Origin of the sequence: Pedobacter sp. AJM, assembly GCF_002197755.1 — a bacterium.
Taxonomy (GTDB): domain Bacteria; phylum Bacteroidota; class Bacteroidia; order Sphingobacteriales; family Sphingobacteriaceae; genus Pedobacter.
This window is the reverse complement of sequence record NZ_NHOT01000001.1, coordinates 420,195-432,503: the sequence shown is the minus strand read 5'-3', so window position 1 is coordinate 432,503 and position 12,309 is coordinate 420,195. Positions and strand designations below refer to the sequence as shown.

The 12,309-nt window shown below is 40.7% G+C and carries 10 protein-coding genes; 8 read left to right on the top strand and 2 right to left on the bottom strand.

The window, feature by feature from the left end; translation table 11 throughout:
* Positions 1–17: 17 nt before the first annotated feature.
* Positions 18–3,194, top strand: a complete 3,177-nt coding sequence (locus CBW18_RS01780; protein ID WP_088299535.1) for a SusC/RagA family TonB-linked outer membrane protein — start codon at positions 18–20, stop codon at positions 3,192–3,194.
* An 11-nt stretch (positions 3,195–3,205) separates the two neighbouring features.
* The gene (locus CBW18_RS01775; protein WP_088299534.1) at positions 3,206–4,570 is read left to right on the top strand and encodes a RagB/SusD family nutrient uptake outer membrane protein; all 1,365 of its coding nucleotides are present in this window, start codon (positions 3,206–3,208) and stop codon (positions 4,568–4,570) included.
* Positions 4,571–4,620: 50 nt separating this feature from the next.
* Here CBW18_RS01775 and CBW18_RS01770 read toward each other — a convergent pair whose 3' ends face one another.
* Complete coding sequence (locus CBW18_RS01770) at positions 4,621–4,959, bottom strand: hypothetical protein (RefSeq protein ID WP_088299533.1); 339 nt, start codon at positions 4,957–4,959, stop codon at positions 4,621–4,623.
* A gap of 492 nt (positions 4,960–5,451) precedes the next feature.
* On the opposite strand from CBW18_RS01770, the gene CBW18_RS01765 reads away from it, so the two are divergent.
* Positions 5,452–6,204, top strand: a complete 753-nt coding sequence (locus CBW18_RS01765) for a LytTR family DNA-binding domain-containing protein (protein ID WP_088299532.1) — start codon at positions 5,452–5,454, stop codon at positions 6,202–6,204.
* A gap of 40 nt (positions 6,205–6,244) precedes the next feature.
* On the opposite strand, the gene CBW18_RS21720 is transcribed toward CBW18_RS01765, so the two are convergent.
* A complete protein-coding gene (locus CBW18_RS21720; RefSeq protein ID WP_256387648.1) occupies positions 6,245–6,367 on the bottom strand; it encodes a hypothetical protein in 123 nt (40 codons plus the stop codon).
* A gap of 236 nt (positions 6,368–6,603) precedes the next feature.
* On the opposite strand from CBW18_RS21720, the gene CBW18_RS01760 reads away from it, so the two are divergent.
* The 5 genes from CBW18_RS01760 to CBW18_RS01740 all read left to right on the top strand — a co-directional run bounded on the left by CBW18_RS01760 (position 6,604) and on the right by CBW18_RS01740 (position 12,303).
* Positions 6,604–7,572 carry a hypothetical protein gene (locus tag CBW18_RS01760; RefSeq protein ID WP_088299531.1) on the top strand — a complete coding sequence of 323 codons (969 nt, stop codon included), beginning with the start codon at positions 6,604–6,606 and terminating at the stop codon, positions 7,570–7,572.
* 569 nt (positions 7,573–8,141) lie between these two features.
* On the top strand, positions 8,142–8,966 hold the full coding sequence (locus CBW18_RS01755; RefSeq protein ID WP_216359179.1) for a hypothetical protein: 825 nt from the start codon (positions 8,142–8,144) through the stop codon (positions 8,964–8,966).
* 3 nt (positions 8,967–8,969) lie between these two features.
* Positions 8,970–10,217: a hypothetical protein gene (locus tag CBW18_RS01750; protein WP_088299529.1), complete on the top strand. Its 1,248-nt coding sequence runs from the start codon at positions 8,970–8,972 to the stop codon at positions 10,215–10,217.
* Positions 10,214–11,143: a glycosyltransferase family 2 protein gene (locus CBW18_RS01745; protein WP_088299528.1), complete on the top strand. Its 930-nt coding sequence runs from the start codon at positions 10,214–10,216 to the stop codon at positions 11,141–11,143. The genes CBW18_RS01750 and CBW18_RS01745 overlap by 4 nt, the downstream gene beginning before the upstream one ends.
* Positions 11,140–12,303 carry an AMP-binding protein gene (locus CBW18_RS01740; RefSeq protein WP_088299527.1) on the top strand — a complete coding sequence of 388 codons (1,164 nt, stop codon included), beginning with the start codon at positions 11,140–11,142 and terminating at the stop codon, positions 12,301–12,303. Before CBW18_RS01745 ends, CBW18_RS01740 begins: the two co-directional genes overlap by 4 nt.
* Positions 12,304–12,309: the final 6 nt, after the last annotated feature.

Here is a 12,309-nt window from a genome sequence, read left to right as displayed (position 1 = left end):
ACTAAACCAAACAAATTATGAAATCTTATATTATCGCCCTCCTGATTTTCTTTTGTAGCATTGCAAATTCAAGGGCGCAACAGCGGTTTACAGGAAGCATTGTGAGCAGGGCTGATGGAAGTGCGTTGCCAAATGCCACCATCATTATTGATCAGGGGAAATTAAATGTACAAAGTGACCGTAACGGACAGTTTTCTTTAGGTTTAAGCAGCGGGCCTCACCATTTTAAAATCAGCCTGCTTAATTACAGCACGTTAGATACGGTTATTCGTTTCGCTGGCCAATCTGTTCGTTTTGAATTGATACCGGCTATACATCAGCTAGAAGAAGTAACCGTAAATACTGGTTACCAAAAAGTGGGTAAGGAAAAATTAACGGGCGCTTACCAGCAAATTAGTGGCGCTGTACTAAATGAACAAGTGGGCAGTAATATTATGCGCAGGTTGGAAGCCGTGGGTAACGGATTAAGTGTAGACCGTGAAAGCTTTAATCGGGAGCGCATTAATATCCGCGGTGTAAGCACATTCAGTGGACCAGGAAATGTACTCGTAGTTTTGGATAACTTCCCTTACGAAGGCAGTCTGGATAACCTGAATCCGAATGATGTGGAGAGTATCAGCATCTTAAAGGATGCAGCAGCTACTTCTATATGGGGCAGCCGTGCAGGTAACGGTGTCATTGTCATTCAAACTAAAAAAGGTAAATACAATCAGCCACTCAGCATCAGTGCCAATTTAAATCAAAGCTTTAAGCAGGCACCTGATCTTTACCGGTTGCCGCAAATGAGCAGCAGCGATTTTATTGATGTAGAACTGAACCTTTTTCAAAAAGGGTTTTATCTGGCCAATTATAATAGTCCAAACAAGCCGGTACTCTCTCCGGTGGTAGAATTAATGTATAATAATACCATTAGCCAGGCAGATAAAGATTTCCGTATTGCGGAATACCGAAAAAAGGATGTAAGGGATGATTTTACAAAATACTTTTATCAAAACGGTTATACACAACAATACTATGTGCAGGCTGCATCAGGCGGGAAGGGTTTCGGGTGGACCACCTCGGCAGGTTATGACCATAGCCGTTCTGAATTAAATGTAAAGAGCGATCGCCTCAGCCTGCGCTATGGCCTTAATTTTGACCTGCTGCAAAACCTTAAGCTTGATTTAAGCCTGCTATACACCGGAAGCAATACCTTAACGGGCAAAACAGGTTATGGCAGTATTACCTCTGCTACCGGCAGCCTTTATCCGTATGCCAGCTTTGCAGATGAAAACGGTAATGCCCTGCCAGTAGCTAAAAATTATAGCCTGAATTATATCAATAGTTTAAACGGATTAAAATTGCTGGACTGGCATTATTATCCGCTTAATGATGATGCCTATCAGCAAACTAAAGGCCATTTTGATGATTTAAATATCAATACAGGGTTAAACTATAAATGGAACGGTCTCTCGGCTACACTCCTTTACCGCTTACAAAGGCAATCGGGCAATAGCAACCTGTTGCAGGAAATGGGCAGCTTTACCACACGTAATTTGATTAATGCATTTACGCAATTGAGCAATACCGGCACAGCAGTTTACAAGGTTCCGCTAGGCAGCATTAATGATCGTTCTGCATCTTTACTCCGGGCGCAGGATTTAAGGGCACAGTTAAACTATACTAAAAAATTTGCTGCTCATGGTATTGATGTAATGCTTGGTGCAGAACGAAGAGAACAAATAAATAATGGAGATCATTTCAGAAGTTATGGTTTAAATACCAATACACTAAGCATTACACAGGTAGATTATACCACCGCCTTTCCGAATTATGTTACTGGTAGCAGTTCCTATATTCCTGATCGGCAGGGCATCAGTCAAACACAAAACCGTTATGTAAGTGCATATGGCAATATCAGTTACGATTACCGTGAACAATATTTGCTGTATGGAAGTGCACGCAGGGATGCCACAAATTTTTTCGGGATAAATACCAACGATAAATGGAAGCCATTATGGTCGGCCGGTATCGGATGGATCATTTCAAAGGCTGGGTTTTACCATTTGAAAGCCATCGATTTTATGAAACTAAGATTAAGTTATGGCTTTAGTGGCAATGCCGATCCGAACCAGGCTGGGCTTACCACTATACAATATGTAGGTACATCGGTTTATTCACAGGCACCATACGCCATTATTGACAAAAAAGCCAATCCGGATTTGAAATGGGAAACCGTACAAACGATTAACCTTGGCCTGGATTTTAATGCGCTGAGCGGTCGCTTATCGGGCAGTATTGACGGCTACCTCAAACGGGGGAAAGATCTTTTGGGGGTTTATCCGGTAGATTATACTACCGGAGTGGGTAACTTTATTACTAAAAATGTCGCTTCAATGGAAGGAAGGGGCATTGATCTTCAGTTAAACAGCCTCAACACCCAAGGATTACTAAAGTGGCAAAGTACCTTAAACCTCAGTGCCAATAAAACAAAGGTAACTGATTATTACCTGCTTAGTAATAGTGCTTCCGATTGGGTGGGCAGCACAACAGCCAACATTAGTGGTATTGTGGGCAGCCCGGTTTACAGTATCTATGCCTTTAAAAGTCCGGGGCTTGATGCTGCCGGTGATCCTATAGCCTTTCTTAAGGGGGAGGTTAGTAAAGATTATAGCAAGATTACGCAAACCGGTACTTCGCTGGATGAACTTAAATTATTTGGTTCTGCACTGCCAACGGTTTTCGGCAATTTGCAAAACCGCTTTAGCTATAAAGGTTTTAGTTTACAGCTCAGCCTAAGCTTTAAACTGGGATATTATTTCAGGCGTCAAAGCATCAATTACAGCAGATTAGTGAATAGTGGCGTTGGCCATAATGATTATGGCTTGCGCTGGCAGAAGGCTGGTGATGAGCTAATTACCGATGTTCCGGCTTTTATTTATCCGAATAATTCAGCACGTGATGCTTTTTATGCTGGTTCTGAAGCTTTGGTAGAACGGGGTGATCACATCCGTTTCCAATATGCCAACCTGGGTTACAAATTACCCGGGAAATGGCTTGGAAAGGCCATTCGTGATGCTGAATTTTATTTGAATACCACCAACCTCGGCATGCTCTGGCAGGCCAATAAAAAAGGAATCGATCCGGATTATGCCGGTCCGACCATACTACGCCCTGCCAAAACCATATCTGCCGGATGCAGAATTAACTTCTAAAGGAATAAAAGATGAAAAGATATCAAAAAACAATGTTCTACCCGATTATGGGATTTTTAATTCTTCTATGCTTTTCTGGCTGTAAAAAATATCTGGATGAAAAGCCCGATCAGCAGCTGGCTACGATTGAAACAACGGAAGATATGCAGGCGCTGCTGGATTACTATCTTAAAATGAACTTTAATGATCCGGGCGTAGCCAATTCATGTACGGATGATTATTATGTAACAAATGAGGTATTCAATGCCCGTACTGAACAAGACCGGAATCTTTACCTGTGGAAGGCGGAAAATAATTTTGCACCTTTATCCCTGCATTGGGCATCCTCTTTTGAGGAGATTTATATCTGCAATGCTATATTGGATGCCATTGCGCGAAATGGTAATCGCATTACGCCTGTTGATAAAGTGAAACACATCGCAGCCCAATCCCGTTTTCACCGGGCAAGGGCTTTTCTGAATGTAATTGGCATCTGGACAAAAGCTTATGACCCGACTTCGGCGCCATCCGATCTGGGGATCCCGCTGCGGCTTGATGCAGATTTTAATAAAATATCTTTCAGGGCCAGCCTGGCCGAAAGTTATAATCAGGTATTGAACGATCTCAAAGCTACAATCGCAGATTTGCCTGTTAAAGATATTTCTGCCATCAGGCCATCTAAAGGAGCAGCTTATGGTTTATTGAGCAGAACTTATCTTCAGATGAGAGATTATGTGCAAGCTGGCCGATATGCTGATAGTGCCTTGCAAATTCAGAAAACATTAATGGATTTTAATACCTTAAATGCATCTGCAAACTTCCCTGTTGCACAGCAAAATGCCGAGGTTCTTTTCGATAGCCAGGCAGTAGCCACTGCAACGGGAAGCCAGGCCAGGGCATTGATTAATCCGGAACTTTATAACCTGTATGCCGCTAATGACCTCCGTAAAACTATATTTTTCAGAACAAATGGAAATGCTTATATTTTTAAGGGTTATTATGCCGGTGCGGCATCTATTTTTAATGGCGTGGCCACTGATGAACTTTTGTTAACCAGGGCTGAGTGTTTGGTAAGACAAAACAGGATCACCGAAGCACTGGCAGATTTAAATCTTCTGTTGCTTAACCGATACCGGAAAGGAACTTTTTCTCCATACACCGGCCTTACACAAGCGGCTTTACTGGCTTTAATTAAAGTTGAGCGGAGAAAGGAGTTGCTTTTCAGAACCCTGCGCTGGGGAGATATTAAACGCTGGAATGCGGAGGGTGATGGTATTGTACTAAGCCGAACCGTAAATGGCGAGAAGACTATTCTAGAACCTAACAGCTTACGATATGCTTTACCGTTGCCTGAAGATGTAATTGCTTTATCAGGGATGCAGCAAAATCCAAAATAAACCAGTCCTATAGGTTTTCTCAAAAACCTATAGGACTTCATGTTTACATTTTATTCGGCTTCTTTTTTATAAATGGCCGCGTTGGTAATATCAGCAGAAGAGGGAAACATTGAAGTATTATGAAGGTAAGTATCCAGCTCATCCTTTGTATTGATGCTTTCATCAACTCTTAACACGCAAGGAAGATCTAAGCCATTTGCACAGGGTGATTCGTTAGGTTCGCTAATCTGCGTATAGCTGGCGCCATTGCGGATATCGTTTAAGCTTCCTGATTCATACTGCCAGTAGGTATAACTTTTTTTTGAAGCTGAAGTAAAAGCGTTTAATGTGATTAAAAGGCCGAACCCCATCAGGGCTACAAGGCCTAAACTTAATTTTTTTAAATTCATGGCATGTTTAATTTTAGTTTAAAGTTTTAATCCTGATCGATGTACATTGGCCTGGCCATGCCACATCAGTTGTTTAGTTTTTTTTGGTTTCCTCCTTTCTGTTTGATTCGCAATTCTTTAAAACCAACAATTCTTTCCAGACACAATGAACATTATTGTGCATGTCGATTGCTATACTAAATTCGCTGTTTTCTCTATAAAAAATTCGGCTGTTTATTTCAAATGGGTTATTACAGGTACCATAATAGGTATTGTATTTCTGAAAGCTGAGAATAGAAGTACCTATCTTTATTAAACTGAGCTTTTAAGGGCCAATATGTAAGCTTCTCTGCAGCTTTTTCTTGGCAATCCATATTTTCCAAACAGCTTTTTTTGGAAAATATGGTTTAATTTTTAAATTTATAAAACCATTATGTACCTCTGTTTTAAGGAATATGAAGTGATGATGGGTTCCCTGTTTTTTATCCGAAACGCTTTCAATTTTCCTTATTCATGGACGAAAAATTACAATGTATTGTTGTTGATGACGATCTTGAGGCGATCAATATACTTTCTGCACTTCTGCAGGATCATCAGTGGTTCATCCTCCAAAAAAGCTATACTGATCCGCAACTTGCCCTCAGGGATATACTGCTACAAAACGAGGTTATTGACATCGCTTTTTTAGATATTGATATGCCGCTACTCTCCGGGCTGGAACTGGCTAAACGGATTCAGGGAAAAGTTCGGTTTATCGTTTTCGTAACTGCCTTTCGCGAATATTCCTTAGATGCATTTGAAGTAAATGCGATGCAATATTTCATTAAGCCTGTTACGGCAATTAATCTGATTGATACCTTCACTCAGATTAATCAACTTCAGCATTTTCATCAAAAAGATGTGCGCTTAATAGCTGATGTAACGGATGACGGACTATACGTATTGACAGGTGTAAAAGGTCAATACCTCAGGTTAGATATAGCCAGCATCATTTTATTTAGTGCAGAGAAAAATCAGGTTCATGTTTTTACAACAAAAGCTGATTATGTAGTGAGCGCCGGGATTGGCAGGGTTATGAACGACCTTAAAGGTGACAAGCGGTTTATGAGAATACATAAGTCGCATATCATTAGGTTAAATGCCATCAAGAATGTATCCGCTAACCTTGTTTATCTTCAAAATGATTATATGGCGTCAATTAGTCCGCAATACCGAACTGCTTTTTTCAATTATATTCAGCAAAAAATACTCAAAAACCGGCCATAACCGGTTTTCAAATCGTAACCATAAATAACAATACTAAACTTTAATGCGTGGTGAGTACGCTCGTGGTAATACTGGTGTCTGTAGATGGTTTGTTTGTTTCCTTCTTTCTTGATTTAAAAACAAAAACTGTTTTTGCGCCTAAATTGCATTTTGCTTTTTTCATATAGATCTGAATAAATAATAGAAATGGAAATAAATACTGCAAATGGTTTCTATTTCCGCTGCGAACTTAATTGGATGGTGGAATAAAAAAGATAAATTATGACCAGATGGCATATTGATCATACGAAACTGAATATGAGGGTAATCAGGAAATTATTGAGATTGGTAAAAAATTATCGTATTCATATAGTCTGCTGGATAGTTTTTATACTATATGAAAACTTATTGCTCATCGGGATGGAACTTCAAATGCCTGATTTAAAAGCTTTAGTTTTTCATTCGGCCGCAAATGTTACTTTTTTTTACGTTTTTGCCAGGGTGATTTTAAACTGGGCATGGCGATCTGATTTCCATGACTGGTGGCGAATTCCTTTTGGTGTAGCTGTTAGTTTAATCGCTTTTATGTTGCTGAAATTTTTGTTAGATGATGTAATATTAATTCAATATGAGGTAAAGCAAAGTTCAGCGCGTAGCAACATCAAAATATTTTCAGGTTACCTGTACCGTGGTGTGTTTTTTATGCTTTGTGCATTAGGCTACTGTTATTTATTCAGGTTTATTAAAGAACGTCAGCAAAGGCAGATGTTACTGGAGTCTTATTTTAATGAGCTTACCTTGTCATCCAATGGCAAGAGCCCCTTGCAACAACGGCTTCCCGGCTTATTGTATACACATCAAAATATGCATCACCTGTTTAGTTGTTTAAATTTTATTTATTTAAAGCTGGCGGATAAAGATCCTGATCTTGCCCTTTTCTCTTATTTTTCTACAGATTTAGTGCGCTATTATATTGATCCGGATACGGCGAAGAGCACTAAGCTGGAGAAAGAATTAGTTCTGGTTAGCAACCTGATTAAAATGGATCAGATCATGTTTCCCGAAAAAATGCCGTTGCGTTTAAAAATCGAAAAGGGAATAAAAGATATGGATGTTTCCGCTACGGCATTAATTCCGCTGACGATACTTTTGCTCCGCTTTTCAACTGCCAAGATCAAAAGCCAAAGCAACAGAGGTGAGTTTTCTATTTTGATGTTAGATGGACAATTGTGTTCAAGAGGGAGTGATATTCAGTGTATTGAGGATTCGGGTAGTTTAAAGGTAGCATTTGAACAATTAAAGGTTCAAATGCTTACTTACAAAAAAGAGATGGTAAGGTTTGAATATGAAATTATTCATGATACCTTAAATTTTGAGGCTGTATTTTAGCATCAGCAAGCAGTATAATTAAATTTGCGGGTTTAAATACATTCATTTAATCTGCAATGAAATAGCCCATGGTTTATTCTAAAAGTTACCCCTGCCTTATCTCGTTTTAATCTGCTTGATGGACATTTAAAATAACCCAAGCTTATGCTAGCAGAGGACATCATATTTTATTGAGGTTGCCAGGAATAAATTTATAAAACTTACGGTACATTTACAGCAGGATTTTAAATACAATTTTTGTAAATATTTTTTTTATTTCTATAATAAAGTTTGTATCTATGTGTAACAAATCTGTTTTGTAAATAAACCAAACGCTCAAACTCAATGCAATACGCTCATTCTTTATCTGCTTTCGTTATCCTTACGCGCCGTTTTTTTGTCAACGCCACTTAACGTTTTGTTTTTAAGGGGTTATGCCTTTTATTTATAAATATTAGCCTTTTAGTCAGGATTTATAATCACTTCACGTTTAATAATAAGCTGCTTTCGTTTATCAATTTCAGATAAAATTAAGATCATCTCATTATATAGTCATCTAAATTTTTATTTCTAATTTAACTCAATCAATTGTGAAAAATCTATTATCAATTATCCTTCCGGTGCTTGAAGGAATGGAGGAATCTCCGTTGAAACAACAACTGCTTACTTATTTTCCGCAACAGGAAGAACATTTTACGACCATCGAAGAAAGTTTTACCAAACTGACGGCAATCCCGCATGACAGGGACCATCTTAAACCCTTTTTCCATAGCTGGAGCCAAACCAACAACAGTGCTGTTACTGTTGCCGGATTAAGTAACCGCATGACGATGCTGATCCATAAAAATGCACCTGTAGCCGATGAGGCTCAACTTTTCAAATCAGTGGCCAATTTAAACAGAATTGTGGATGAAGACCTTGCTGTAGTAGGAAAGGTATTACATTCTGATTTGTTTTATACGATGGCTACCAATACATGTGGTGATGATGGCTGGTTATTAAGGCAATACCTGGATCCAAGTGCCCGTGCTTTTAAATACTGGAAAGACCAGAACTCGTTGCGCAACAAAGATTTAATGATTGGCTTATTAACCACGCTTGTACATGAAATTTACACACACGGCGAAGTAGAATTTATATTGCCTAAGTTTACACGCTGGCTGGAAGATGATTTTGGTTTCGATAAAGATACGTTAAAACATACCCTGGCCTGGATATCCGTACACTGCGGCCCAACAGAGAAAAACCATTTCTTTTATGCCGTGAATGCCATCAATCACTATGTAAAAGCGATGAATGTAAGCCTGGCTAATTATGACCTCCGTGAAATTGTTGCCGATTATTTAAGTAAAAAAGCAGCCGTAATGGAAACCATCAGTGCCAGTTTAGAACCGGTGATGGAAGAAATTGCTTAAGGAATGACAGGCGAACTTATAGCAGGACACACCATTTGTAGCAGGGATTTCCTGAATGAAATGCTGATCAAATACCTGGGTGAAATACCATGTAACGGGGCTGATTCTTTTTCGCCGGTGCCTGTTGCGGTAGAACGCAGGGAAATTATGCGGATGGAACAGTTATGCCGGATTTTGAACAAGGCATTAACAGGTATTGTAAATGCCTACTTTGAAGATGAAAGGATCCGTGCCATTTATAACTTCGATGAAGACCTGAACCGTATTTTGCAAATGGCACAAGCACAACCTTATGAAGTGGGTATGTACCGTCCTGATTTTCTACAGGCAGAAGATGGCGGCATTAAAATTTGTGAAATAGGTGCCAGGTATCCCATTAACGGATGGATGATCAGTTATTACCTTAATATCATTACTGAAGCTGGTACAAAAGGTCAGCTGCCATCGCTGGAAGCTGTTCCTGCCCAGCAGGATTTTATAGCAAGCATTTTTGATCAATTTAACAGCAGTACGCCTATTGTGTTGGTGCACGACCGTGAAAAGGGGACTGAAGTATTTTACCTGCTGGATGAGTTAGGTAAGCAGGGGCTGGATTACCTTTCTGCAAACCCCTCGCAACTGACGCATCAAAACGGAATCGTCATGTTAAATGGCCGGCCTGTGAGTCAGTTTATTTTTGAAATGGATAGGGAGGAACTGCGCAATTTCGATCCGGAAGTGTTGAAACTGATTATCAATCAGGGCAACTACTTTAATGATGTGCGTACGCTGATTCTAGTGCATGACAAGCGCATCCTGGCGGTTTTGTATGATGAAGCCATGATGTCGGATCATCTGTCGGAAGAAGAATACCGGTTTTTAAGGTCTTTTCTGATCCCGACATACAACCTGCATAGCGCTGAGAAAAGGGCAGAAGTAAGCCATTCACCGCTAAACTGGGTACTGAAACGCAATAGCGGAGGCCGTGGGATTGATATGTTTGTAAAAAATGACTGCGATGCCGGGGTTTGGACAGCTATTATCGATAACCAATGGCCGGAATATATGGTGCAACAATATGTGCCGCAACGCTGGTTTAAGTATGGTAGTGGTTCAGAGCAGACTATGATCAATCTGGTGGGGATGTTATTGTGTTATAATGGCCACTCTTTTGGCCCGGGCCTGTTTCGTGGTTCAGCAGAGCATGTAGTTAATGTTCACCAGGGCAGGGGCGTAATTTTCCCGGCCATGATGTCTGAATCATCTGTATGACGCATGCTGTAATCATTCCCTTATTTAATAAAGCGGCCTACATTGCTCAAACGCTGCAATCACTCCTCCGCCAGCACAAACTGCCGGAGGAGTTGATTATTGTGGATGATGCCAGTACAGACCATGGTCTTTCCATTACCCGTGAGTTTTTGCATCATCATACAACTAAATTTGGCGCTTGCCGGATACAAATAATTGAGCTGCCAGAAAATAAGGGACCAGGCCATGCACGCAATGTTGGTTTTGCGGCCAGCAGCAGTACACTGATCAGTTTTTTGGATGCAGATGATGAATACCATCCGCGCTTGCTTGAAATGGCCGCGGAGGCATTCAGCAGACATGAACTCGATTTTATGGTACTCAACATCACCTTTATGCCCGGCAGGGAAATATACCCTGATCTGGATCCCTTAAAACAATACATTGAACCCATTGCACCGGATCTTTATCTGATTCAGGACCCTTTAAGGGCAGTAAGTTCGCCACACTTTATTATGGGGGTGGGGAGCAATGTCATCACCAGAAGAAAATGGATTAATGGTCACTACTATAGTGCTGAAGCACAATTAAATGAAGGTATTGATTTCTGGTACCGGGTGCTCAAAGGAATTGTGAACAAGGTGCCGGGAAAAATTGCCCTGCAAACCGGAGCTTATCTTTATGTGAATGAAGTGCCGGGTAGCTTATCGCGCAAAAACTATACGCATTTTAAGCAGGTTGAACTGCCACCGGTAATTTCAAGGTATATCAACAGCAATGATAAGCATGATCGCTTATTGATGGGTATGATTGGTGAACGCTGGTATAAACATGCCTTGCAAAATTTGACATCCAACCATCAGAAAATGTGCTTTGTATGGTATCACCGTTGGTTTTTGAAACCATACCTGGGCTATCTGCTGCTTAAAATGAATTTTAAATCATGAATAATACTCTTCTTCAAGCGCACTATCAGCTTGTGCGCCGGTCTGAACTGTTCAAATCCCACTACCAGGATTATGAGGCCTATCAAAAGGCCCCGCTAATCGGGAAAAAAGAACTGATCAGGCAGTTACATGAAAACTTTGATCTGCATCAGGAGGACAAAGGTGTTTACCTGGTGCGCTCTGGTGGTTCTACGCAGAAGCCGTTGGTTTTTCCTGTAGACATTGCCGAAAACCTGGAGCAGCGGGCTGTACTGGCCAAAGTCTTAAACCAGGCTGGGGTATTTACGCCGAAAACCATTGCGCTCAATCTGTTTGGCTACATGGATATGTACCGCACGGCCGCCATTATGGATGACCTGCTGGAAAGGTGCAATTCAACCACCCTGGTGGCCAGTGCCAGCCTGCCCTATGAAGATGTCTATCATATGGCGCGGCATTTTAAACCCAATTTATTGCTGGGTACGCCTTCCAAACTATTTCTTTTTGCCCAATACCTGAAAAAAAATCAGCTTCATTTATCCATAGAAAATCTTTTGTTCGGGGGAGAATTCCTGCCGCCATCGCATATTGGGGTTTTTGAACAGGTCTTCGGCACCCGGCAAATTTACTCACTGTACGGTTCAGCAGAAACAGGCATCTGGGCCTGGTGCAATTACAGCCGCTCTCCGTCGTTATTCCGGATGATTGACGGCCTGGTAGTTGAAGTACATGCGCCTGATGCTGATGGTTATGGCAATTTGCTGGTGAGCAATTTGTTCCGGAAGCGTTTCCCTATTTTTAGATACAATACCGGTGATACGGGCAAATGGATTGATATTAACGGACAACCTTACCTGGAGTTAAAAGGTCGGGAGCATCAATCGTTTATGTTTAACGAGTGCAATTATGACCTGGATGATTTTAAGGCTGTTTTAGCGGATGTGGAAAGGTTCCAGATCCAGATTGTTCCTGGTGAAGGGCATACGGGCATAAAATTTTTGCTGGTAACCGATTTTATGGATATGGCCAAAGCAGAATATATGGAACTAAAACGTCAGCAGCTCTATGAAATATTTGGTTACCAGGTGAAAAATTTAGAAGTTTTAGTAAGCAATGATCTACAGCTTTATACCAATGAAACCACGGGTAAAACCCCTGTGATTGTGGATCACAGGGATTGATTGCAA

Excerpts from the sequence above, each read along its gene's own strand:
- CBW18_RS01765 (WP_088299532.1), top strand. The coding sequence starts at position 5,452 with ATGGACGAAAAATTACAATGTATTGTTGTTGATGACGATCTTGAGGCG.
- CBW18_RS01760 (WP_088299531.1), top strand. The coding sequence starts at position 6,604 with ATGGAACTTCAAATGCCTGATTTAAAAGCTTTAGTTTTTCATTCGGCC.
- CBW18_RS01740 (WP_088299527.1), top strand. The coding sequence starts at position 11,140 with ATGAATAATACTCTTCTTCAAGCGCACTATCAGCTTGTGCGCCGGTCT.
- CBW18_RS01770 (WP_088299533.1), bottom strand. The coding sequence starts at position 4,959 with ATGAATTTAAAAAAATTAAGTTTAGGCCTTGTAGCCCTGATGGGGTTC.
- CBW18_RS01775 (WP_088299534.1), top strand. The coding sequence starts at position 3,206 with ATGAAAAGATATCAAAAAACAATGTTCTACCCGATTATGGGATTTTTA.
- CBW18_RS01780 (WP_088299535.1), top strand. The coding sequence starts at position 18 with ATGAAATCTTATATTATCGCCCTCCTGATTTTCTTTTGTAGCATTGCA.
- CBW18_RS21720 (WP_256387648.1), bottom strand. The coding sequence starts at position 6,367 with ATGAAAAAAGCAAAATGCAATTTAGGCGCAAAAACAGTTTTTGTTTTT.
- CBW18_RS01745 (WP_088299528.1), top strand. The coding sequence starts at position 10,214 with ATGACGCATGCTGTAATCATTCCCTTATTTAATAAAGCGGCCTACATT.
- CBW18_RS01750 (WP_088299529.1), top strand. The coding sequence starts at position 8,970 with ATGACAGGCGAACTTATAGCAGGACACACCATTTGTAGCAGGGATTTC.